This window comes from Azotobacter chroococcum, from assembly GCF_002220155.1.
Classification (GTDB): domain Bacteria; phylum Pseudomonadota; class Gammaproteobacteria; order Pseudomonadales; family Pseudomonadaceae; genus Azotobacter; species Azotobacter chroococcum.
The window spans coordinates 361,972-383,290 of record NZ_CP011835.1 but is presented as its reverse complement, the minus strand read 5'-3'; the positions used below and the strand labels follow the sequence as shown (position 1 = coordinate 383,290).

22 protein-coding genes and 1 pseudogene are annotated in these 21,319 nt (G+C 65.7%); 7 read left to right on the top strand and 16 right to left on the bottom strand.

Features of this window, described 5'->3' with window-relative positions:
* Nucleotide 1 precedes the first annotated feature (1 nt).
* From ACG10_RS01810 to ACG10_RS01800, 3 genes are read left to right on the top strand one after another with little or no spacing between them, the layout of a single operon-like run.
* Complete coding sequence (locus ACG10_RS01810; RefSeq protein WP_089166898.1) at nt 2–364, top strand: NifB/NifX family molybdenum-iron cluster-binding protein; 363 nt, start codon at nt 2–4, stop codon at nt 362–364.
* Entirely contained in the window at nt 361–732 is a 372-nt protein-coding gene (locus ACG10_RS01805) for a hypothetical protein (protein ID WP_039801246.1), read from the top strand. The genes ACG10_RS01810 and ACG10_RS01805 overlap by 4 nt, the downstream gene beginning before the upstream one ends.
* Nucleotides 729–1,358 (top strand): glutathione S-transferase family protein, encoded by a 630-nt coding sequence (locus tag ACG10_RS01800; RefSeq protein WP_089166897.1) that lies wholly within the window; start codon nt 729–731, stop codon nt 1,356–1,358. Before ACG10_RS01805 ends, ACG10_RS01800 begins: the two co-directional genes overlap by 4 nt.
* A 102-nt stretch (nt 1,359–1,460) precedes the next feature.
* Here the strand turns inward: ACG10_RS01800 and ACG10_RS01795 are convergent, their stop codons facing one another.
* From ACG10_RS01795 to ACG10_RS01750, 12 genes and pseudogenes are all read right to left on the bottom strand, one after another.
* Nucleotides 1,461–2,315: an ABC transporter permease subunit gene (locus tag ACG10_RS01795; protein ID WP_089166896.1), complete on the bottom strand. Its 855-nt coding sequence runs from the start codon at nt 2,313–2,315 to the stop codon at nt 1,461–1,463.
* Nucleotides 2,312–3,211, bottom strand: a complete 900-nt coding sequence (locus ACG10_RS01790) for an ABC transporter permease subunit (protein WP_089166895.1) — start codon at nt 3,209–3,211, stop codon at nt 2,312–2,314. Before ACG10_RS01790 ends, ACG10_RS01795 begins: the two co-directional genes overlap by 4 nt.
* Entirely contained in the window at nt 3,208–4,359 is a 1,152-nt protein-coding gene (gene potA / locus ACG10_RS01785; RefSeq protein WP_089166894.1) for a polyamine ABC transporter ATP-binding protein, read from the bottom strand. The genes ACG10_RS01790 and potA overlap by 4 nt, the downstream gene beginning before the upstream one ends.
* 264 nt (nt 4,360–4,623) lie before the next feature.
* A complete protein-coding gene (locus tag ACG10_RS01780; RefSeq protein WP_198318996.1) occupies nt 4,624–5,778 on the bottom strand; it encodes a polyamine ABC transporter substrate-binding protein in 1,155 nt (384 codons plus the stop codon).
* Between the two features lie 310 nt (nt 5,779–6,088).
* Nucleotides 6,089–6,643 carry a uracil-DNA glycosylase family protein gene (locus ACG10_RS23515; RefSeq protein WP_157731355.1) on the bottom strand — a complete coding sequence of 185 codons (555 nt, stop codon included), beginning with the start codon at nt 6,641–6,643 and terminating at the stop codon, nt 6,089–6,091.
* A 120-nt stretch (nt 6,644–6,763) separates the two neighbouring features.
* Nucleotides 6,764–7,285, bottom strand: a complete 522-nt coding sequence (locus tag ACG10_RS01775; protein ID WP_089166893.1) for an HNH endonuclease — start codon at nt 7,283–7,285, stop codon at nt 6,764–6,766.
* A 76-nt stretch (nt 7,286–7,361) separates the two neighbouring features.
* Nucleotides 7,362–7,796: a hypothetical protein gene (locus tag ACG10_RS01770; protein ID WP_232487172.1), complete on the bottom strand. Its 435-nt coding sequence runs from the start codon at nt 7,794–7,796 to the stop codon at nt 7,362–7,364.
* A gap of 10 nt (nt 7,797–7,806) precedes the next feature.
* Nucleotides 7,807–7,938, bottom strand: a pseudogene (locus tag ACG10_RS23510) (aspartate aminotransferase family protein); the annotation flags it as partial.
* A gap of 122 nt (nt 7,939–8,060) precedes the next feature.
* Complete coding sequence (locus ACG10_RS01765) at nt 8,061–8,303, bottom strand: DUF6429 family protein (protein ID WP_089169772.1); 243 nt, start codon at nt 8,301–8,303, stop codon at nt 8,061–8,063.
* Between the two features lie 142 nt (nt 8,304–8,445).
* On the bottom strand, nt 8,446–9,819 hold the full coding sequence (locus ACG10_RS01760; protein ID WP_089166891.1) for an aspartate aminotransferase family protein: 1,374 nt from the start codon (nt 9,817–9,819) through the stop codon (nt 8,446–8,448).
* A 70-nt stretch (nt 9,820–9,889) separates the two neighbouring features.
* Nucleotides 9,890–11,251, bottom strand: a complete 1,362-nt coding sequence (locus ACG10_RS01755; RefSeq protein WP_089166890.1) for a glutamine synthetase family protein — start codon at nt 11,249–11,251, stop codon at nt 9,890–9,892.
* A gap of 33 nt (nt 11,252–11,284) precedes the next feature.
* Nucleotides 11,285–12,037, bottom strand: coding sequence for a gamma-glutamyl-gamma-aminobutyrate hydrolase family protein (locus tag ACG10_RS01750; RefSeq protein ID WP_089166889.1), 753 nt, complete (start codon nt 12,035–12,037; stop codon nt 11,285–11,287).
* Between the two features lie 272 nt (nt 12,038–12,309).
* Here ACG10_RS01750 and ACG10_RS01745 point away from each other — a divergent pair, with 272 nt between their 5' ends.
* The 3 genes from ACG10_RS01745 (at nt 12,310) to aguA (ending at nt 15,810) form a co-directional block, all read left to right on the top strand.
* Nucleotides 12,310–13,686 (top strand): glutamine synthetase family protein, encoded by a 1,377-nt coding sequence (locus tag ACG10_RS01745; RefSeq protein WP_089166888.1) that lies wholly within the window; start codon nt 12,310–12,312, stop codon nt 13,684–13,686.
* 123 nt (nt 13,687–13,809) lie between these two features.
* A complete protein-coding gene (gene aguB / locus ACG10_RS01740; RefSeq protein ID WP_089166887.1) occupies nt 13,810–14,688 on the top strand; it encodes an N-carbamoylputrescine amidase in 879 nt (292 codons plus the stop codon).
* A gap of 15 nt (nt 14,689–14,703) precedes the next feature.
* A complete protein-coding gene (gene aguA, locus ACG10_RS01735) occupies nt 14,704–15,810 on the top strand; it encodes an agmatine deiminase (RefSeq protein WP_089169771.1) in 1,107 nt (368 codons plus the stop codon).
* Between the two features lie 10 nt (nt 15,811–15,820).
* Here the strand turns inward: aguA and ACG10_RS01730 are convergent, their stop codons facing one another.
* From ACG10_RS01730 to ACG10_RS23505, 4 genes are all read right to left on the bottom strand, one after another.
* Nucleotides 15,821–16,144, bottom strand: a complete 324-nt coding sequence (locus ACG10_RS01730) for an ArsR/SmtB family transcription factor (protein ID WP_089166886.1) — start codon at nt 16,142–16,144, stop codon at nt 15,821–15,823.
* Between the two features lie 164 nt (nt 16,145–16,308).
* The gene (locus ACG10_RS01725) at nt 16,309–17,577 is read right to left on the bottom strand and encodes an OprD family porin (RefSeq protein ID WP_089169770.1); all 1,269 of its coding nucleotides are present in this window, start codon (nt 17,575–17,577) and stop codon (nt 16,309–16,311) included.
* Nucleotides 17,578–17,834: 257 nt separating this feature from the next.
* Nucleotides 17,835–18,818 carry a GGDEF domain-containing protein gene (locus tag ACG10_RS01720; protein WP_157731353.1) on the bottom strand — a complete coding sequence of 328 codons (984 nt, stop codon included), beginning with the start codon at nt 18,816–18,818 and terminating at the stop codon, nt 17,835–17,837.
* Between the two features lie 51 nt (nt 18,819–18,869).
* Complete coding sequence (locus ACG10_RS23505) at nt 18,870–19,115, bottom strand: hypothetical protein (protein WP_157731351.1); 246 nt, start codon at nt 19,113–19,115, stop codon at nt 18,870–18,872.
* Nucleotides 19,116–19,296: 181 nt separating this feature from the next.
* Between ACG10_RS23505 and dibA the strand changes: the two genes are divergently transcribed.
* Nucleotides 19,297–21,201 (top strand): phosphodiesterase DibA, encoded by a 1,905-nt coding sequence (gene dibA / locus ACG10_RS01715; protein ID WP_198318995.1) that lies wholly within the window; start codon nt 19,297–19,299, stop codon nt 21,199–21,201.
* Nucleotides 21,202–21,319: the final 118 nt, after the last annotated feature.

Sequence of the window (21,319 nt, the reverse complement as noted above, 5' to 3'; positions counted from 1 at the left end):
GATGATCGAATTCCCGGTGAAGCTGGCGGTGGCCAGCAAGGAAGGCCAGGCGATCAGCGAGCACTTCGGCCACGCCAAGCGCTTCGCGATCTACGAGGTCACCCTGGAAAGCTGCCGCCTGCTGGAGTCGCGCGAGGTGGAACACTACTGCCTGGGCAACAGCTCCAACCAGAGCGCCATGGCCGGCATCCTCGAAGCCGTCAGGGACTGCCAGGCGGTGTTCGTCGCCAAGATCGGCGACGGGCCGACAGAGAAGCTCGCGGCGATCGGCGTGCGCGCCGTCTCTGCCTACGCCTGGGAGACCATCGAGGCCTCCCTGCTCGACTACGCACGGCGCAGCGCCGCCGGCGAGGTGGTGGCATGACCGCCGCGCGCGTGGCCCGCTGGGCCGAGGAGCATCCCCTGTCGCCGTCCCACGTGGATTGCGCCACCGCGGTGATGCTGAAGATCCTCGACGGCAAGTGCAAGATGCCGCCGACCGAGAAGCTGGTCATGGCGCTGCTCTACGAGCAGGTGAAGCAGCGTCCCGGCGAGAAGCTCGGCGCGGACATCCACCAGCTGATCGCCGACGCCCGCAAGCGCCTGGACGAGGACATGCAGTTCCTCATCTACGAGAAGCGCGTGCTGGCCGAGACCATGATCTCCCGCCCGGTGATGAAGGGCTTCAAGGCGATGCTCCGCGAGCAGGGCCTGCTCGAGCCGGAGCGCGACTGGGAGGAGGCCGAGGCATGATGAAGTTCTACATGACCCCCGGCTCCTGCAGCACCGGCATCCACATCCTCCTGGAGGAGCTGGAGCTGGTGTTCGAGGTCCACCTGGTCAACCTGCTGGCCGGCGACCAGTTCAAGCCCGAGTACCTGGCCATCAACCCCAAGGCGACCATCCCGACCCTGGTGCGCGACGACGGCACGGCGCTCACCGACTTCCAGTCGATCGCCTGGTGGCTGGCGCGCAGCCAGCCGAAGCGCCGGCTGCTGCCGGAGGACGCCGACGGCGAGGCGCGGGTGCTGGAGGCGATGAACTTCGCGGTCGGCACCCTGCACGGCCAGGGCTTCGCGCGGATCTTCACCACCGAGAAGTTCGCCGCCGATCCGGCCCAGCACGAGGCGGTCAAGGCCCAGGGACGGGAGATCCTCGAACGCGGCTTCGCGGTCGCCGACCGGCTGCTGGAGGGACGCGACTACCTCGCCGGCAGCTTCGGCATCGCCGACTGCGCGCTGTTCTACGTGGAGTTCTGGGCCGACCGCACCGGCATCGCCCTGCCCGCCAATTGCCAGGCCCACTACCGGCGGATGCTCAAGCGCCCCGCGGTGCGCCAGGTGCTGCAGGAAGAGGGCTACGCCGCGGCGCTGCGCTGAGCCCTACCCGCGACAGAGACGGTTGAAGTCGAAACCGCGTAGGGCGGACAACGCCGCAGGCTTGTCCACCATGGTGGATGGCTCCGGCCATCCACCCTACAACTACCGGCCGGCCGGCTGGAGCTGCTCCGCCTCGTGAACCTGCTGCAGGGCCCGCCGCCGGCGGGCCTCGCTGCGGCGCATGAAGAACCAGGCGAGGAAGGTGAACAGCGAGACCGCCAGCAGGATCAGGCTGGCCACGGCGTTGATGTCCGGCTTCACGCCCAGGCGCACGGCGGAGAAGATCTCCATCGGCAGGGTGGTCGCGCCGGGGCCGGAGACGAAGCTGGCCAGCACCAGGTCGTCCAGCGACAGGGCGAACGACAGCATGCCGCCGGCGCCCAGCGAGGGGGCGATCATCGGCATGGTGATCAGCAGGAACACCTTCCAGGGCCGTGCGCCCAGGTCCATCGCCGCCTCCTCGATCGACAGGTCCAGCTCGCGCAGGCGCGCCGAGACGATCACCGCCACGTAGGAGGTGCAGAAGGTGGTGTGGGCGATCCAGATGGTGGTCAGCCCGCGCTCGGCCGGCCAGCCGACCACCTGGGCCATGGCCACGAACAGCAGCAGCAGCGACAGGCCGGTGATCACCTCGGGCATCACCAGCGGCGCGGTGACCAGCCCGCCGAACAGGCTGCGGCCGCGAAAGCGCGGGATGCGGGTCAGCACGAAGGCCGCCAGGGTGCCGAGGGCCACCGCGGCGACCGCGGTGCACAGGGCGATCTGCAGGGAGCGCCCGAGCGCGCCCAGCAGTTGGCGGTTGTCGAGCAGCCCGGCGTACCAGCGCACCGACCAGCCGCCCCAGACGGTCACCAGCCGCGAGTCGTTGAACGAGTAGACGACCAGGATGACCATCGGCAGGTAGATGAACAGCAGGCCAGCCCACAGCATGAGGCTGGAAAAACTCGGGCGCCTCATAGCCGTCCCTCCAGTTCCCTGGCCTGGTTGCGGTTGAGCAGGATGATCGGCACCAAGAGGATCGCCAGCATCACCACCGCCAGGGCCGCGGCCACCGGCCAGTCGCGGTTGTTGAAGAACTCCTGCCAGAGCACCTTGCCGATCATCAGCGTCTCGGGACCGCCGAGCAGTTCGGGGATGACGAACTCGCCGACCACCGGGATGAACACCAGCATGCAGCCGGCGACGATGCCGTTCCTGGACAGCGGCACGGTGATCCTCCAGAAGCTGGCCAGCGGGTGCGCGCCCAGGTCGGCGGCGGCCTCCAAGAGGCTCGGGTCGTGCTTGACCAGATTGGCGTAGAGCGGCAGGACCATGAACGGCAGGTAGGAATAGACCACGCCGATGTACACGGCCAGATCGGTGTTGAGGATGCGCAGCGGCTCGTCGATCAGCCCGAGCCCCTGCAGCAGGCCGTTGAGCAGCCCGTTGTTGCCGAGGATGCCCATCCAGGCGTAGACGCGGATCAGGATCGCGGTCCAGGTCGGCATCATGATCAGCAGCAGGCAGACGGTCTGCATCTCCTTGCTGGCGCGGGCGATGGCGTAGGCCATCGGGTAGCCGATCAGCAGGCAGAGCAGGGTGCCGACGGTGGCGATCTTCAGCGAGCCCAGGTAGGCGGACAGGTAAAGCTCGTCCTGGCCGAGGAACAGGTAGTTGTTCAGGTTGGCGAGGATCTTCAGCTGCTGGTCGACGTAGGTGAAGATCTCCGTGTACGGCGGAATCGCCACCGCGGCCTCGGAGAAGCTGATCTTCAGCACGATGGCGAAGGGCAGCAGGAAGAACAGCAGCAGCCAGACGAAGGGGATGCCGACGACCAGCTGGCGGCCGGGAAACAGTTGGCGGAGTCTTTTCATGCGTGCAGCACCACCCCGCCGTCGTCGAACCAGCTGACGTACACCTGATCGCTCCAGGTCGGGCGCTTGCCGTGGCGCTCGGCGTTGGCCATGAAGGCCTGCACCACCAGTCCCGAGGGCAGCTCGACGTAGTACATCGAGTGGCCGCCCAGGTAGGCGATGTCCTTCACCCGGCCGCTCGACCAGTTGTGCCCTTCGTGCTGCAGCTCGGGCTCGTCCAGGCTGAGCAGGACCTTTTCCGGGCGCAGGGCGTAGGTCACGCGCGTCTCCTCGGCGCGGGTGGAGATGCCGTGGCCGATGTAGATCGGCCGCTCCAGCTGCGGCGAGGCGATGACCGCGTGGTCGGGGCTGTCGTCCACCAGTTCGCCGTCGAACAGGTTGACGCTGCCGATGAACTCGCAGACCAGCCGGCTGGCCGGGCTCTCGTAGATGTCCATCGGGCTGCCGACCTGGGCGATCCAGCCCTGGTGCATGATGGCGATGCGCGCGGCCATGGTCATCGCCTCCTCCTGGTCGTGGGTGACCATCACGCAGGTCACGCCGACCCGCTCGATGATCTGCACCAGCTCCAGCTGCATCTGCGAGCGCAGCTTCTTGTCCAGCGCGCCCATCGGCTCGTCGAGCAGCAGGAGCTTCGGCCGCTTGGCCAGCGAGCGGGCCAGGGCCACGCGCTGGCGCTGGCCGCCGGAGAGCTGGTGCGGCTTGCGCCGGGCGTACTGGGTCATCTGCACCAGCCGGAGCATTTCCGCCACGCGCTCGTCGATCTCGGCCTTGGGCAGGCGGTCCTGCTTGAGGCCGAAGGCGATGTTCTGCTCCACGGTCATGTGCGGGAACAGCGCGTAGGACTGGAACATCATGTTGATCGGCCGCTCGTAGGGCGGCAGCTCGGTGATGTCCTGGCCTTCCAGGTAGATGCGCCCTTCGGTGGGCCGCTCGAAGCCGGCGAGCATGCGCAAGAGGGTCGACTTGCCGCAGCCGGAGCCGCCGAGCAGGGCGAAGATCTCGCCCTTGTGGATGGACAGGGAGATGTCGTCCACCGCCACCATGTCGTCGAACTTCTTGGTCACCCGGTCGATCCTGACCAGCACCTCCTTCGCCGGCTGGTCGTCGGCGAGAGCATTCGTGTTAGCACCGGCGACAGTCGCCATGGTCACAACTCCACTATATGAACAGGGGGCCTCCGCTCGCCCCGTCGGCCTTCGGCCAACCGTCCAGGCAGCCTCGGGAGGCGGCAATCGGGTTGTCGTGGGACGCCCGCCGGCCGGCGGGGCGCTTCCCGTGGTATGGGCCGGCCGCGCCTTCCTGCCAGGCGCGGCGGCCCGCTGCAGGAGACGCGGCCGGCCGCTGGCGCGACACGTCCGCTGTGAGCGCCGGGACCGCGCGGCGACCGCCGGTCGGCCCCGTCAGGGCCCTCAGGTCCCCGACTTGATCCGGGTCCAGCTGCGGGTCATGGCGCGCTGGGTGTCGGCCGCCAGGTCCGGGAAGGTGTAGAGCTTCTTCAGCACCTCCTGGCTCGGGTAGATGCCCGGATCGGTGCGGATCGCCTCGTCGACCAGCGGCGTGGCCGCGGCGTTGCCGTTGGGGAACTGCACCTCGTTGGTGATCTGGGCGATCACCGGCGGCTTCATCAGGTAATTGATGAAGGCATGGGCCTGCTCGACGTTCTTCGCGTCGGCGGGAATCGCCAGCATGTCGAAGAAGCTGCCGGCGCCTTCCCTGGGAATGCTGTAGGCGATCTTCACGTTGTTGCCGGCTTCCTCGGCGCGCGCCTTGGCCTGGTAGATGTCGCCGGAATAGCCGATCGCCACGCAGGTGTCGCCGTTGGCCAGGTCGGAGATGTACTTGGAGGAGTGGAAGTAGGCCACGTGCGGGCGGATCTTGAGGAACAGCTCCTCGGCCTTCTTCAGCTCCTCGGGATTGCCGCTGTCGGGCGCGTAGCCCAGGTAATGCAGGGCGGCGGGCAGCATCTCGGTCGGCGAGTCGAGGAAGGACACGCCGCAGGCCTTCAGCTTCTCGATGTTCTCCGGCTTGAACACCAGATCCCAGGAGTCCACCGGCGCCTGGTCGCCGAGGGCGGCCTTGACCTTCTCGACGTTGTAGCCGATGCCGACGGTGCCCCACATGTAGGGCACCGCGTACTGGTTGCCCGGATCGCTCGGCTCCAGCGCCTTGAGCAGGTCCTTGTCGAGGTTCGCCCAGTTCGGCAGCTTGCTCTTGTCCAGCTTCTGGAACACGCCGGCCTTGATCTGCTTGGCCAGGAAGGGGTTGGACGGCACCACCACGTCGTAGCCGGAACTGCCGGCGAGCAGCTTGGCTTCCAGGACCTCGTTGCTGTCGAACACGTCGTAGACGACCTTGACGGCGCTTTCCGCGGAGAAGTTCGCCAGGGTGTTCTCGCCGATGTAGTCCGACCAGTTGTAGACGTGCAGGGTCTGCCCGGCCGGAGCCGCCGCAGGAGCGGCCGCACTGGGGGTTTCCTCCTTCTTGCCTGCGTTCTCGGCAGGCTTGTCGCATGCGGCGAGCATGCCGAGGGATAGCGCGAGAAGAGTCTTGCCAAAGTGTTTCATGCGTACCGCTCCTTTTGTCGTTGAGGTATCCGGACGGGGCGTGTGCCGGGACGCACGCTGCCGCCCTGCCCGGCCGGCTCGGGGTGGTGCAACGGCGCGCAGTCTGGCAAGGCTCGGGGCTGCTTTACAAGCACCACACAGGGGGATATGTGGAACTTATATGTATCGCCGCGTAGCGGCGTCGGGTTGAAGGCTTCGGCGGCGATTGGCAGGGCAGACAGCTCTGCCGGGCGGCGGGCCGGGGCTGGGTCATGGTGCGTTTAGCAATGCTGGACTCGTGACAGGACATGGCAACACCTTACCGAAACGGTCAGATGTTGCACTCAGATTTTGCGGCCGCCGAGGTTTTGATGTTTAGAAAAACTGCTTCATTTTCTTTTATTAGCAGAGACTTTTGGGCTTTCATTCCCGTGTGATGCCCTCCGAAAAATCTACATGACTTCAAAACTCCAGAGTAAAACGGGAGCAAATCCCTTGATGGCCTTCCTAGAAACACAACATTTCTTATGTACGGCTCAACTACTTTGATGAGCTGGAAGTGAAGCAGCTTTGCTTTCCCAAGATGCCCACTTTTAATTTTCTCGTCCTTTTTAAGAAACCATGGAATTGCGTTCCACAAAAGGACTTGTGATCGCGCACCCTCTCCAAAAGCAAGCTTGGCCAATCTGTATAGCTCTCTTGCGGTTGCATCATTATTAGCCATTGAAATAATTTTTGAATTTTCAACTTCAGGCCCGGGCGATTCAAGCAGAATTAAAGTATGTGGCTTATCAGTTGATTGAGGATCAAAATTAGGAAATGACAAATTAGGGTGCTTTACACGCCATTCGTTTAAAATTTCATCAAGAGAACTGGAGAGGCTCATCAATTTCCCCGCATTGTCTAGCGTGTTAGCTAACCGGCCGCCGGAGCGGCGAAGCCGTGGAGGGAACCTGCAAGCGCAGCTTGCAGGCAGTCCGGTTGAGCGGCGGGTTAGCCGTCGAGTTCATGCGATGTCTTGCCCGCTGGCGAAGCGCTTAATGAATTCAACACCAGCATCTGTCACCCAGTAGGTGAATGTCATTGGAAAATTCCTCTCAAAACCATTGCTCCCTCTGACAAAAAACCCCATTCCTTCCACCTTTTTGTCCTCAAAGAAGCCGTCCTTAACGGCATTTGCGACCATTAGGTCGCCGGCTGCCCCAAGAACAAAGACCCGCTCACCCGATTTGGCAAGCACTTCGAAGAGCCTTCGCTCAAATTCACCGTACCTATTATTCAAGATGCCAAGATTGTGCTTGTACATCTTGATTGAAGCCCTGTCGATTTCCTTCTTCTGGTCGAAGCGCGTATGACAGTTTGGGCAAAGAGCAATCAGATTCTCAAATGAATTGTCGTGTGTTTCCGCCCATGGGACGATGTGTGCAATCTCCGTCGTGGTTGCTCGACAAGCTGGAATTGCACAACGGTGGCCAGCCTCAACCAAGACGGCTCGCTTCACTTCAACTGGAATTGCATCACGACTCATGAGCGGGCTCCGAGTATTGGACGGCTAACGTCCGAGTTAAGCCACACTGCGAAGCGGCGTCGGCTTGAATGAATTGTTAGAACTCAGCCGCGCGCTTTGGGTAGACGTGGTAGCGGTGAGGACCGGTGCGCTCGATGACTACAGAGTCTCCGGCCTTGAGTTGGTGCGTAGTGAAAAACTCACCTACCCAAGCACGCTTGCGGAAGATCTTTTTGTCACCTGCAATGTCAGTAACTACGGGCTCTCCAATGCCGGAATGAACCTCAAGGAGTTGATGGGCGCGCTCCGCCTCCGAACTTCCTCCGACGGAGCTGGCTGGGAATAGCTCCATGATACTGGTGAGGTATAGGTGATTATTGTTGAGATTGCCCTGCGTGAGCTCGATGATTCCGTATCGCAAAATCTTCCTCCTGAGTTCTAACGCCGCGCTCTGCGGCAATTTTTGAGCAGGTAGGGCGGGTGCAACCCGCCGGACATAGCGAAGACATACGCCGAAATCGGCGGGTTTCACCCGCCCTACCTCAACCCGGCATTTCGCTCGCGGTCAGGTCCAGGCAGAGCCGCGCCTTGGCGATCAGCTCGTCGATCTCCGCCTCGGAAATCACCAGGGGCGGGGCGACGATCATGGTGTCGCCGACCGCGCGCATCACCAGCAGGTAGGGCGGGTGAAACCCGCCGGACATGGCGCTAAACCACGCCGAAGCTGGCGGGTTTCTCCCGCCCTACAAGGCCGAATCACGCCGAGCCGTGAAGCGGATTCGGCTTACATGAAAAACTAGACAGTACCTGCAGAAGAACCGCCGAACAGACGCTCAGCGATCTCTCGGCCCCGTTCGATGCCCTCTGGAGTGAGCCATACCGACTTGGACTTGCCCTTTGGATCGCTGATGAATCCTTGTGAATGCAAGCTATCCATTACATCGAAGTCGAAGCCCTTCCATGCACGGCCCTCGTCAAAACTGAAAGCGGCCAGGAGAGCCAGAACGGCATCTTCAATACGAGCTTGGTCGTAATCCATTTTCACAACTCCAATAATCTTCCCTCTCGATGCGCTGCCCAACCACTGTTCGCTACCCAATAGCAGGTAGGGGGGCGCAACCCGCCGGACCTGGCGCGAAACCACGCCGAAATCGGCGGGTTCCACCCGCCCTACCTCTACCTCAACCCGGCATCTCGCTCGCGGTGAGGTCCAGGCAGAGCCGTGCCTTGGCGATCAGTTCGTCGATCTCCGCCTCGGAAATCACCAGGGGCGGTGCGACGATCATGGTGTCGCCGACCGCGCGCATCACCAGCCCGTTGGCGAAGCAGTGCTCGCGGCAGCGCAGGCCGGCCGTCTTGTCGGCGGGGAAGCGCTCGCGGGTGCGCTTGTTCTTGACCAGCTCCAGCGCGGCGAGCATGCCGACGCCGCGGACCTCGCCGACCAGGGGATGCTCGGCCAGCTCCCGCCAGCGTTTTTGCAGGTAGGGCGCGGTGCGCGTCCTGACCCGCTCGACGATGCCCTCCTCGCGCAGCAGGCGCAGGTTCTCCAGGGCCACCGCCGCCGCGACCGGGTGCCCGGAGTAGGTGAAGCCGTGGTAGAACTCGCCGCCCTCCTCGAGCACCTCGACGATCCGGTCGCGCACCACCACCCCGCCCATCGGCAGGTAGCCGGAGGTCAGGCCCTTGGCGATCATCATCAGGTCCGGCGCCACCCCGTAGTACTGGCTGCCGAACCACTCGCCGGTGCGGCCGAAGCCGCAGATCACCTCGTCGGCGGCGAACAGGATGTCGTACTTGTCGAGAATCTCGCGGATGCGTGGCCAGTAGCTGTCCGGCGGGATGATCACCCCGCCGGCGCCCTGGATCGGCTCGGCGACGAAGGCGGCGACCCGCTCCTCGCCGATCTCCTGAATCTTGCGCTCCAGCTGGTCGGCGACGCGGCGGCCGAACTCGTCCGGGTCGAGGTCGCCGCCCTCGCCGTACCAGTAGGGCTGGTCGATGTGCTCGATGCCGGGGATCGGCAGGTCGCCCTGGGCGTGCATGGCCCTCATGCCGCCCAGGCTGACGCCGGCGACGGTGGAGCCGTGGTAGCCGTTCCAGCGGCCGATGACGACGTTCTTCCGCGGCTGCCCACGGGTCGCCCAGTAGTGGCGCACCAGGCGCAGCACGGTGTCGTTGGCCTCCGAGCCGGAGCCGGTGAAGAACACATGGTCCATGCCCGGCGGCGCCAGCTCGGCGATCGCCCGGGCCAGTTCCACGGCCGGCGGGTGGGCGGTCTGGAAGAACAGGTTGTAGTAGGGCAGCTCGCGCATCTGCCGGCTGGCCGCCTCGACCAGCTCCTCGCGGCCGTAGCCGATGTTGACGCACCACAGCCCGGCCATGCCATCGAGGATGCGGTTGCCTTCGCTGTCCCAGAGATAGACGCCGGAGGCGCGGGTGATGATCCGCGGGCCGTGCTCCTTGAGCTGCCTGTAGTCGCTGAACGGCGGCAGGTGGTGGGCGTGGCTGAGGTCCTGCCACTGCCGGGTTTGCGGGTTGCCGGTAGTGCCTTTCATGGAAGCCCCTCCTCTGCGACAGGGCGCGGCCCACCGGGGCGGCGGGCAGGCCGGGGAAACGCCTGGCGGGTCACACCGAGAGCAGCAGGAAGGCGCGCTCCCAGGAACTGATCACCCGCTTGAAGTTCTCGTTCTCGGCACGCTTCACCGCGACGTAGGCGGTGATGAAGCGCGGGCTCAGGTAGCGCTCCAGGGCACGGCAGTTCTCCATGCGCTCCAGCGCCGCCTCCAGGGTCAGCGGCAGGCGCAGGCTGCGCCGCTCGTAGCCGCGGCCCTGCACCGGTGCGCTCGGCTGCAGCTGCTCGACCATGCCGATGTAGCCGCACAGGAGACTCGCGGCGATGGCCAGGTAGGGGTTGGCGTCGGCGCCCGGCAGGCGGTTCTCGACCCGCCGGTTGTGCGGCGCGGAGTCCGGCACGCGCAGGCCGACGGTGCGGTTCTCCTCGCCCCACTCGACGTTGACCGGCGCCGAGGTGCCGGGCAGGAAGCGGCGGAACGAGTTGACGTTGGGCGCGAACAGCGGCAGCAGCTCGGGAATGTACTTCTGCAGCCCGCCGATATGGTTGAGGAACAGCTCGCTCATCGAGCCGTCCGGGTTGGAGAAGATGTTCCGCCCGTCGCCGTCGACCACGCTCTGGTGCAGGTGCATGGCGCTGCCCGGCTCGCCGGTCATCGGCTTGGCCATGAAGGTGGCGGTGACGTTGTGCTTGAGCGCCGCCTCGCGCAGGGTGCGCTTGAACACGAAGATCTGGTCGGCCAGGTGCAGCGCCTCGCCGTGGCGGAAGTTGATCTCCATCTGCGCGGTGCCTTCCTCGTGGATCAGGGTGTCCAGATCCAGGCCCTGGGCCTCGCACCAGTCGTACATGTCCTCGAACAACGGGTCGAACTCGTTGGCGGCGTCGATGGAGAACGACTGGCGGCCGGTCTCCTGGCGGCCGGAACGGCCCACCGGCGCCTGCAGCGGATAGTCGGGGTCGTCGCTGCGCTGGGTCAGGTAGAACTCCATCTCCGGCGCGACGATCGGCTGCCAGCCGCGCTCGGCATACATCGCCAGCACCTTCTTGAGCAGGTTGCGCGGCGACAGCTCGATGGGATTGCCCCACTTGTCGCAGGTGTCGTGGATCACCAGGGCGGTGGGCTCGATGGCCCAGGGCACGAGGAACGCCGCGCTCTCGTCGGGATGGCAGAACATGTCGATCTCGGCCGGATCGAGCAGCCGGTAATAGATCTCCTCGTTCACGTAGTCGCCGGTCACGGTCTGCAGCAGCACGCTCTCCGGCAGGCGCATGCCCTTCTCGGCGATGAACTTGCTGGTCGGGGCGATCTTGCCGCGGGCGATGCCGGTCAGGTCGCTGATCAGGCACTCGACCTCGGTGATCTTGCGCTCCTTGAGCCAGAGCGTGAGACGGTCCAACTTGCCACTGGCGTTCATGATGAGACTCCTTGAACTCGGGCCGCAGGCCCGCTAAAGGCGCTCCGCACGACGCCGGCAGGCGTCGCCGAAGGCCTGGAACAGGGCCTTGGAATGGGGATTGGCGTGGAACTGCCATTCCGGATGCCACTGCACGCCGAGGGCGAAGGTCTTCGCGCCCTCGACGGAGAACGCCTCGATCAGCCCGTCCGGGGCCAGCCCCTCCATGCGCAGGCCGGGGGCCAGGCGCTCGACGCCCTGGCCGTGCAGCGAGTTGACTTCGATCTGCCGGGGCAAACCGATGCCGGCGAGCAATCCGCCCGGCTGTATATGCAGCGTGTGGCGCGGCCCGTACTGGACCTCCAGCGCCTCGTCCTGCACCTCGCGGTGGTCCGCGTAGGGGCCGGCCTCGTGGACCTTCTGGTGCAGGCTGCCGCCGAAGGCCACGTTCATCTCCTGGAAGCCCCGGCAGATGCCGAGCAGCGGCACGCCGGCGGCGACCGCGGCGCGGATCAGCGGCAGGGTGGTGAGGTCGCGGGCCGGATCGTGGTGGGTGCCCGGCTCGCTGGCCGCGCCCTGGTAATGGTGGGGTTCGACGTTCGACGGCGAGCCGGTGAAGAGCAGGCCGTCAAGCCGCTCCAGCAGCGCCTGCTGGTCGATCAGCCCGCCCAGCGCGGGAATGATCAGCGGCAGGCCGCCGGCGCCTTCCGCCGCCGCCCGCAGGTACTTGTCGCCGGCGACATGGAAGGGGTGCAGACCGATCTGGCGGGTGCAGGCGGTCACGCCGATCAGGGGCAGACGGGGCATGGCATCATCCTGGCTGTCGGGGGTGGAACCGAGCTTAGTCTTGTTCATTTTTTTAGACAACAGCCCCAGGGCGAAACGGCGCGAAGCGGCCTGGAGCGGCTGGGGCGGGCCGTGGAACGCCCCGCCGGAGACGCCCGGAAGGGCCTGAAAACCGGCATGCAAGCCCCATTCCGAGAGGGCGGCAGCATGCCTTGACAGCGCCACGGCTTTGGGATTGACTCAACATTGGCTCAGTGAATGATTGAAATTTTAAACAATCAAGGTGTTGCATCATGTCGGTACCCCCGCGTGCCGTTCAGCTCAACGAAGCGAACGCATTCCTCAAGGGCCATCCCGAGGTGTTGTTCGTCGACCTGCTCATCGCCGACATGAACGGCGTGGTGCGCGGCAAGCGCATCGAGCGCACCAGTCTGCACAAGGTCTATGAACAGGGCATCAACCTGCCCGCCTCGCTGTTCGCCCTGGACATCAACGGCGCCACCGTCGAGCGCACCGGCCTGGGCCTCGACATCGGCGACGCCGACCGTATCTGCTACCCGATCCCCGACACCCTGAGCAAGGAGCCCTGGCAGAAGCGCCCCACCGCGCAGCTGCTGATGACCATGCACGAGCGCGACGGCACGCCCTTCTTCGCCGACCCGCGGGAAGTGCTGCGCCAGGTGGTGGCCCGCTTCGAGGCGCTGGAGCTGACTGTCTGCGCCGCCTTCGAGCTGGAGTTCTACCTGATCGACCAGGAGAACGTGAACGGCCGGCCGCAGCCGCCGCGCTCGCCGATTTCCGGCAAGCGCCCGCAGTCGAGCCAGGTCTACCTGATCGACGACCTCGACGAATACGTCGACTGTCTGCAGGACATCCTCGAAGGCGCCAAGGAACAGGGCATCCCGGCCGACGCCATCGTCAAGGAAAGCGCCCCGGCGCAGTTCGAGGTCAACCTGCACCATGTCGCCGACCCGATCAGGGCCTGCGACTACGCCGTGCTGCTCAAGCGGCTGATCAAGAACATCGCCTACGACCACGAGATGGACACCACCTTCATGGCCAAGCCCTATCCGGGTCAGGCCGGCAACGGGCTGCACGTGCACATCTCGATCCTCGACAAGGACGGCCGCAACATCTTCGCCGGTGATGATCCCCAGCAGAACGCCGCCCTGCGTCATGCGATCGGCGGTGTGCTGGAGACCATGCCGGCCTCGATGGCCTTCCTCTGTCCCAACGTCAACTCCTATCGCCGCTTCGGCGCCCAGTTCTACGTGCCCAACGCCCCCTGCTGGGGCCTGGACAACCGCACCGTGGCCCTGCGCGTGCCGACCGGCAGCGCGGACGCGGTGCGCATCGAGCACCGCGTGCCCGGCGCCGACGCCAACCCCTACCTGGCGATGGCCGCGCTGCTCGCCGGCGTGCACCACGGGCTGACCAGCCAGGTCGAGCCGGGCGAGCCGATCGAGGGCAACTCCTACGAGCAGGTCGAGCCCAGCCTGCCCAACAACCTGCGCGACGCCCTGCGCCGGCTGGATGAGAGCGAGATCCTCGCCCGCTACATCAGCCCGGACTACATCGACGTCTTCGTCGCCTGCAAGGAGAGCGAGCTGGAGGAGTTCGAGCACTCGATCTCCGACCTGGAATACAACTGGTACCTGCACACGGTCTGATCGGTCGGCCGGAAAGCTGCTGCGCTTTCTGGCCGCTGATAGCAACTTTTTAACGTCATTTGACCCCGGCACCATCCTCTGCCAGCTTGAGGGTTCACGCCCATCCGCTGCCATGAGGTCGCCATGTCCCGCATCGTCACCGTCGCCGCCACCCAGATGGCCTGCTCCTGGGATCGCGCCGCCAACATCGCCAACGCCGAACGGCTGGTGCGCGAGGCCGCGGCCCGGGGCGCGCAGGTCATCCTGCTGCAGGAGCTGTTCGAGACCCCCTACTTCTGCCAGAAGCCCAATCCGGACTACCTGCAGCTGGCCACCCCGATCGAGGAAAACCCGGCCATCCGCCACTTCCAGAAGCTCGCCGCCGAACTCGGGGTGGTCCTGCCGATCAGCTTCTACGAGCGGGCCGGGCGGGCGCGCTTCAACAGCATCGCCATCCTCGACGCGGACGGGCGAATGCTCGGCCTCTACCGCAAGAGCCACATTCCGGACGGCCCCGGCTACCACGAGAAGTACTATTTCAACCCCGGCGACACCGGCTTCAAGGTGTGGAATACCCGCCACGCCCGGATCGGCGTGGCCATCTGCTGGGACCAGTGGTTCCCGGAGAGCGCACGGGCCATGGCGCTGCAGGGCGCCGAGCTGCTGCTCTACCCCACCGCCATCGGCAGCGAGCCCCACGACCCGGGCATTCTCTCCCGCGATCACTGGCAGCGCGTGCAGCAGGGCCATGCCGGCGCCAACCTGATGCCGCTGGTGGCCAGCAACCGCATCGGCCGCGAGGTGCAGGAGGACTACCACATTGACTTCTACGGCTCGTCGTTCATCGCCGACCCGTTCGGCGCCAAGGTCGAGGAGCTGAACGAGACGGAAGAAGGCGTGCTGGTGCACAGCTTCGACCTCGATCGCCTGGAACACATCCGCAGCGCCTGGGGAGTGTTCCGCGACCGCCGGCCCAACCTGTACGGCGCGATCAAGACCCTCGACGGCAGCCTGGAGTCCTGAGCCGTGGCCGAACCGATGCAGACCCTGCCCGGCACCCCGCGCGCCGACGGCTTTCGCATGCCCGCCGAGTGGGAGCCGCACAGCCAGACCTGGATGCTCTGGCCGGAACGCCCGGACAACTGGCGGCTCGGCGGCAAGCCGGCGCAGGCCGCCTTCGCCGCGGTGGCCCGCGCCATCGCCCGCTTCGAGCCGGTGACCGTCGGCGTCAGCGCCGGGCAGTACGAGAACGCCTGCGCCCGCCTCGCCGGGGCCGACATCCGGGTGCTCGAGCTGAGCAGCGACGACGCCTGGGTGCGCGACACCGGGCCGACCTTCGTGGTCGACGACGCCGGCGAAGTACGCGGCGTGGACTGGACCTTCAACGCCTGGGGCGGCTTCGCCGGCGGCCTGTACGCGCCCTGGAACTGCGACGACCAGGTGGCGCGCAAGATCCTCGGCATCGAGCGCTGCGCCCGCTACCGTACCGAGGACTTCGTGCTGGAGGGCGGCGCCATCCATGTCGACGGCGAGGGCAGCCTGCTGACCACCGAGGAATGCCTGCTCAACCCGAATCGCAATCCGCACCTGTCGCGCACGCAGATCGAGGCCATGCTCGCCGAGCATCTGGCCATCGAGCGGGTGATCTGGCTGCCGCAGGGCCTGTACAACGACGAGACCGACGGTCACGTCGACAACTTCTGCTGCTTCGTGCGCCCCGGCGAGGTGCTGCTGGCCTGGACCGACGACCCGCAGGACCCCAACCACGGACGTTGCCGGGCAGCGCTGGAAGTGCTCGAAAGTGTTCGCGACGCTCGCGGCCGCACCCTGCGCGTGCAGCGGATGCCGATTCCCGGCCCGCTGTACGCCAGCGAAGAGGAATGCGCCGGCGTCGATCTGGTCGCCGGCAGCCAGCCGCGCGACCCGTCGATCCGCCTGGCCGGCTCCTACGTGAACTTCCTGATCGTCAACGGCGGCATCATCGCGCCGGCCTTCGACGATCCCCGCGATGCCGAAGCCGCGGCCCTCCTCCGCCGGCTGTTCCCCGAACGCGAGGTGCTGATGCTGCCCGGCCGGGAAATCCTCCTCGGCGGCGGCAACATCCACTGCATCACCCAGCAGCAGCCGGCCGCGCGGCGGCGCTGAGCAGCACGGCTCAGCGGCCGTCGGCGCAGAACAGCTGGTAGAGCGTGTCGATCACCGCCAGGGCCTGCGGGCTGCAGATCCGGTAGTGGATCTGCTTGCCGTCGCGGCGGGTTTCCACCAGCCCCTCGCGGCGCAGCACGCCGAGCTGCTGGGACAGGGTCGGCTGGCGGATGCCCAGCAGGGCCTCGAGCTCGCCGACGTTGCGTTCGCCGTGGGACAGCTGGCAGAGCAGCATCAGGCGGTCCGGATTGGCCAGCACCTTGAGCAGCTGCTCCGCCTGAGCGGCAGATTCGCGCAAGCGCTGGATGTCGATGGCGGAAGTGGTTTCGGTCATGGGCAAGGGGCTCGGTTGCGCTGGGCATAAGCTATTCAGAGACAACAGCTTTTTCAACGCCTGGCGGCGCAGACGGGCACAATGCGGGAAAGCGGGGCGCCGAGCCACCCCCACCCGGGGCGGGAGGGGGCGTCGGGAAGAGGCGGCAGAAGGCCGCCCCGGAGTTACATCAGCGGCAGGGTGTAGCTGACGATCAGACGGTTCTCGTCGACGTCGCGGACGAAGTTGCTGCGCATGGTCGCGTTACGCCACTTCAGGCTCAGGTTCTTCAGCATGCCGCTCTGGAACACATAGGCGATGTCCGTGTCGCGTTCCCATTCCTTGCCGTCGGAGCCCGGGCCACGGTCGACATGGTCGCCCGATACGTAGCGGGTCATGAAGGTCAGGCCGGGAATGCCGAGCGCCGCGAAGTCGTAGTCGTAGCGCAGCTGCCAGGAGCGCTCGTCGGCGTTGGCGAAGTCGTTGACCTGGATGTAGTTGACCAGGAAGGGGTCGGTGCCATTGATCTGCGCGAAGCCGGTGTCGCCCTGCATCTTCTGCAGGCCCAGACCGAACTTGTGGGCACCCATCGCATAGGTGCTCAACAGGCCGAAGGCGTGGTTGTCGACGTGGGCCTCACCGTCGTCCGTGGAGCGGGCGTAGCGCAGGTCGGTCTTCAGCGAGTTCTTGCCGAGCGGCAGCACATGCACCACGTTGAAGGCGTGCTGCTTGTAGAGGTCGTCCAGCTCGCCGTAGTAGTAGGTGGCGGCCAGTTCCTTGGTGATCTGGTAGGTGGCGCCGCCGTACATGAAGAAGTTCGCCTCGTTCTCACCGCCACGCTTGATGGTGATGTTGCGCCGGTTGGCGCTGACCAGGCTCATTTCCTCGTTGTTGGTGGAGTTCCGGTAGTTGACCTGGTCCAGATAGCCGAAGTCCAGGGTCAGCCCCTGGATTTCCTTGATCTGCAGGTTGCTGCCCTGGAAGGTCTGCGGCAGCAGGCGGGTATCGTTGTAGACCAGCACCGGGTTCTTCGGCAGCAGGGTGCCGACCTTGAGCTCGCTCTTGGAGATCCTGACCTTTCCGGTCACGCCCAGCTCGCTGTAGTCGTCCGGCGCCCGGTTGTTGTACCCCCCCGGCAGCAGGCCGGTTCCGGCGTCGGCCGGACTCGAATCCAGCTTCACGCCCAGCAGGCCGAGCATGTCGAGGCCGAAGCCGACCGGTCCCTCGGTATAGCCGGACTCATACCGCAGGATGAAGCCCTGCGCCCATTCGTCCTGCTTGGCCTGCTGGTTGGGGGCGGCGCTGACTTCGTCGCGGAAGTCCTTGTTCATGTAGAAATTGCGCAACTCCAGGCTGGCCTTGCTGTCCTTGAAGAATTCGGCAGCAGCCTGCTGGCTCGCCGACAGACCCAGAATACCGGCCGACACAGCCAGCGCCAGGGTGGCTTTCGTCATCTTGTTGTTCTCCATTTTTATTTTTCGAGGCACTGCAACAGCACGGCCCGTGCTCTCCGGGACGGGCCATGGGCAGAATCCATATTGAGCGTCCTGCGACCGTCACGCAGGAGGAGCCAACGATAGCCGGGCATGAAAAAGGAGAATAGATGGGATTCACGCAATGGCCGGATACTTATTGGCGATTGACCAAGGCATCTGCAGGATGTATTGGAGCGCTCCTCCAGGAGCGCCTGCGCAGCCCTGCAGGGCTTGCGCTAGAGCCGGACGATGCGGTTCCTGCCCTGCCGCTTGGCCTGATACATGGCCGCATCGGCACGGACATAGAGCGCACCGAGATCGGCATCGTCGGGCTCCAGGCCGACCAGTCCCTGGCTGACGGTGATGCGCAAGGTTTCGCCGCCGGCCGCGAACCCCAGCGCGCCGATGCTCCGCTGCAGGCGCTCGGCAATCGGCAGGGCCTGCTCCGGACGGCAGCGGGGAAACAGTGCGGCAAATTCCTCGCCGCCGATTCGCCCGAACAGATCGCCACCGCGCAGCGTCGTGACGCAGCAGTCGGCCAGCCGCTGCAGCACCTGGTCGCCGACCTGGTGACCATGGGTATCGTTGATCCGCTTGAAGTTGTCGATATCCAGCAGCAGGAAGGCCAGCGGCGTGCCGTACTGGCGGGCGAGTTGCAGCTCGCGCTGGGCGCACTCGAAGAAATGCCGGCGATTGCTGCTGTGGGTCAGCCCGTCGGTGCTGGCCAGGCGCTGCAGCTCGCTTTCCAGTTGCCTGCGCTCGGTGATGTCCTCGGCGAGGCCGACGATGATCCGCGCCCGGCCGTCTTCGTCCGGATCGCCGCAGTAGCATTTGTCGCTCAGCCAGCGCAGCTGGCCGTCGCCGCGGACGATGCGGTACTCGCGCCGCTCGATGGCCCCCTTGCCGAGCACCTCGCCCAGGCTGCCCAGGACGTAGTCGCGATCGTCCGGGTGGACGCACGCCAGCCAGTCGGCCAGGGCATCCGGCAAGGCTCCGGCCGGACGGCCGAAGATCCGCTCGTAGCCCGGGCTGAGGTAGAGCATTTGCCGTGTCTGCCAGTCGTAGGCCCAGAGCAGCGCATTGACGCTGGCCAGCAGCCTGCCGAACAGTTGCTCGCGGGCCTGCAGGCGACGCAGCTCGGCCTGCGCCTGCCGCAGGGCCGCCCCTTCCTCGCCCGGCCTGATGGCCAGTTGTCCGCTGCCGACTTCCTCGCGGCTCATGTAATCCCGCTCCCGTGACCTGAACACCCCCATCGCGGATGGTGCGGGCCATCAGATCAATGGCCGGCGGCAAAGTTCTCCCCCCGAGCCGTACGGAGGGCCTTCGCGGACTCCAGCGGGCATGGCGCCGGGCTCGCGGCCGCTCATGCCCGCGGTCAGCGACGGGCAGAAACGGAAGACCTGCTTCACATCCGGATGCAGATCCAGCGCATAACGCGCCCAATAGCGGAGCAAATACACGGCGACGCTGACCACGGTCAAAGGCGCGGGCGATGATGCCACTATGATGGCAACCAAGGCGGCAGCTCGAGAAAACCGTCATACCGCGTGCGTGTATACCTCGGAATTCAAACAAACAGCCTACTGTGAGCGCTCATCATCAAGCGCATTTGGCTGGAAAAACCCGCGCTTCTTTGGATAAGAAATGTTTCCACAGCACGATCATCCCGTCCGGCAGTCATGGATCAGAGCCTTGCCGATGAAAAGGCGCCTCCCCCTGCTGCTCGCCTGCCTGGCTTACGTTCTTCTTTCTCTTCTATGGATCACCGTCAGCGACTGGCTGCTGCGCTCCCTGTTCGAGGACCCCGCCAGCCTGAGCGCCTGGCAGACGCTCAGGGGGATCGTCTCCATCCTCTTCACCGCCCTGCTGTTCTACTTCCTCGGCCGCCGCCAGCTCGCCGACCGCAGCGCCCATGCCGCCAGCCTGCGCCAGGCCTCCGCGGTGTTCGACAGCACCCTCGAGGGCGTGCTGGTCACCGATGCCGAGCAGCGGATCGTCTACATCAATCGGGCCTTCACCCGGATCACCGGCTACAGCGAGGCCGAGGTACTGGGTCGAGTGCCCACCCTCTTCAAGTCCGGCCGGCACGACGGGGATTTCTACCGCAAGATGTGGCAGGCGCTGAGCCAGCGCGCCGAGTGGAGCGGCGAGATCTGGAACCGCCGCAAGGACGGCGAGGTATATCCGCAATGGCAGAGCATCCGTGCCATCCGCAACGAGGCCGGCACCATCAGCCACTACGTGGCGGTGTTCTCCGACCTGTCGATGCTCAAGCGCTCCCAGGCCGAACTCGACTACCTGGCCCACTACGACCCGCTGACCGGCCTGCCGAACCGCCTGCTGTTCAAGGAGCGCCTCCAGCACGCCCTGGAGCGGACCCGGCAGGAGAAGGGCCAGGGCGCGGTCCTGCTGCTCGACCTCGATCACTTCAAGCACATCAACGAAAGTCTCGGCCACAAGCTGGGCGATCAACTGCTCAAGACCATCGGCCAGCATCTGGTCTACCACGTGGTACGCCAGGGCATGACTCTCGCCCACCTGGGCGGCGACGAGTTCGGCCTGCTCTGCGAGAACTGCTCGGCGCAACAGGCCGCCACGCTGGCCAGCACCATCCTCGAGGCGCTGAACCAGCCCATCCATCTGGAAAACCACAAGCTGCTGATCGGTGCCAGCCTCGGCATCAGCCTGTTTCCCGACGACGCGCAGAGCATCGAGCAGGTGCTGCGCAACGCCGACTCCGCCCTGCACAAGGCCAAGAGCGACGGGCGCGCCACCTATGCCTTCTACAGCCAGGAGCTGACCACCTACGCCCGGCAGCGCGTCGAACTGACCGCCGCCCTGCGCCATGCCGTGGAGCACGGCGAACTGCGCGTCCACTACCAGCCGATCCACAACCTCAAGAGCGGACAGATGGTCAGCGTCGAGGCGCTGGTGCGCTGGCAGCACCCCGAGCGCGGCCTGGTGCCGCCGGGCGAGTTCATCCCGGTCGCCGAGGAGAACGGTCTGATCGGCGCCATCGACCTCTGGGTGCTGGAGCAGGCCTGCCGGCAGATGCGCAGCTGGCTGGAGGCCGGGCACGCGCTCGAGTTCGTCGCGGTGAATATCTCCACCCGCCTGTTCAGCCGCGGCAGACTGGACCTGCAGGTCGCCGACATCCTCGCCCGCACCGGCCTGGACGCGCGCCACCTGGAGCTGGAAATCACCGAGAGCGCGGTGATGGACGACCCGGACAGCGCCCGCCGGCAACTCCAGCGGCTGCGCGACCTGAGCGTGCGCCTGGCGATCGACGACTTCGGCACCGGCCACTCCTCGCTGCAGCGTCTGAAGAGCATGCCGGTGGACAAGCTGAAGATCGACCGCGGCTTCGTCGCCGGCCTGCCCGCCGACAGCAAGGATGTCGCCATCGCCCGCTCGGTGATCGTGCTCGCCCACAGCCTGGGCCTGAGCGTGCTGGCCGAGGGCATCGAGCAGCCGGAGCAGGTGGACTTCCTCAGGCGCAACCATTGCCAGCTGGGCCAGGGCTACCTCTTCGGCCGGCCGCAGCCGGCGGAGAAGCTCTTCGTGGGACAGGCGCCGTTCTATGCGAAAGCCCTGGCCAGCTGACGGACGCTCCAGCCCCGCCTGAGCGGGGCCACTTCGCAGTGCGCCTCCGAGGCCGGGAAGGAAACCGGCCGGGCCATCGCCCTCGTGAAACGATAAAATGCGTGACGGCCCCGGCAGC

Coding starts and splice junctions, on each gene's coding strand:
- ACG10_RS01720 (WP_157731353.1), bottom strand. CDS start 18,818: ATGAGCCGCGAGGAAGTCGGCAGCGGACAACTGGCCATCAGGCCGGGC.
- ACG10_RS01800 (WP_089166897.1), top strand. CDS start 729: ATGATGAAGTTCTACATGACCCCCGGCTCCTGCAGCACCGGCATCCAC.
- potA (WP_089166894.1), bottom strand. CDS start 4,359: ATGGCGACTGTCGCCGGTGCTAACACGAATGCTCTCGCCGACGACCAG.
- ACG10_RS23515 (WP_157731355.1), bottom strand. CDS start 6,643: ATGAGCCTCTCCAGTTCTCTTGATGAAATTTTAAACGAATGGCGTGTA.
- ACG10_RS01780 (WP_198318996.1), bottom strand. CDS start 5,778: ATGAAACACTTTGGCAAGACTCTTCTCGCGCTATCCCTCGGCATGCTC.
- ACG10_RS01755 (WP_089166890.1), bottom strand. CDS start 11,251: ATGAACGCCAGTGGCAAGTTGGACCGTCTCACGCTCTGGCTCAAGGAG.
- ACG10_RS01760 (WP_089166891.1), bottom strand. CDS start 9,819: ATGAAAGGCACTACCGGCAACCCGCAAACCCGGCAGTGGCAGGACCTC.
- ACG10_RS01790 (WP_089166895.1), bottom strand. CDS start 3,211: ATGAAAAGACTCCGCCAACTGTTTCCCGGCCGCCAGCTGGTCGTCGGC.
- ACG10_RS01765 (WP_089169772.1), bottom strand. CDS start 8,303: ATGGATTACGACCAAGCTCGTATTGAAGATGCCGTTCTGGCTCTCCTG.
- ACG10_RS01745 (WP_089166888.1), top strand. CDS start 12,310: ATGTCGGTACCCCCGCGTGCCGTTCAGCTCAACGAAGCGAACGCATTC.
- aguB (WP_089166887.1), top strand. CDS start 13,810: ATGTCCCGCATCGTCACCGTCGCCGCCACCCAGATGGCCTGCTCCTGG.
- ACG10_RS01775 (WP_089166893.1), bottom strand. CDS start 7,285: ATGAGTCGTGATGCAATTCCAGTTGAAGTGAAGCGAGCCGTCTTGGTT.
- aguA (WP_089169771.1), top strand. CDS start 14,704: ATGCAGACCCTGCCCGGCACCCCGCGCGCCGACGGCTTTCGCATGCCC.
- ACG10_RS01750 (WP_089166889.1), bottom strand. CDS start 12,037: ATGCCCCGTCTGCCCCTGATCGGCGTGACCGCCTGCACCCGCCAGATC.
- ACG10_RS01805 (WP_039801246.1), top strand. CDS start 361: ATGACCGCCGCGCGCGTGGCCCGCTGGGCCGAGGAGCATCCCCTGTCG.
- ACG10_RS01795 (WP_089166896.1), bottom strand. CDS start 2,315: ATGAGGCGCCCGAGTTTTTCCAGCCTCATGCTGTGGGCTGGCCTGCTG.
- ACG10_RS01725 (WP_089169770.1), bottom strand. CDS start 17,577: ATGACGAAAGCCACCCTGGCGCTGGCTGTGTCGGCCGGTATTCTGGGT.
- ACG10_RS01810 (WP_089166898.1), top strand. CDS start 2: ATGATCGAATTCCCGGTGAAGCTGGCGGTGGCCAGCAAGGAAGGCCAG.
- ACG10_RS01730 (WP_089166886.1), bottom strand. CDS start 16,144: ATGACCGAAACCACTTCCGCCATCGACATCCAGCGCTTGCGCGAATCT.
- dibA (WP_198318995.1), top strand. CDS start 19,297: ATGAAAAGGCGCCTCCCCCTGCTGCTCGCCTGCCTGGCTTACGTTCTT.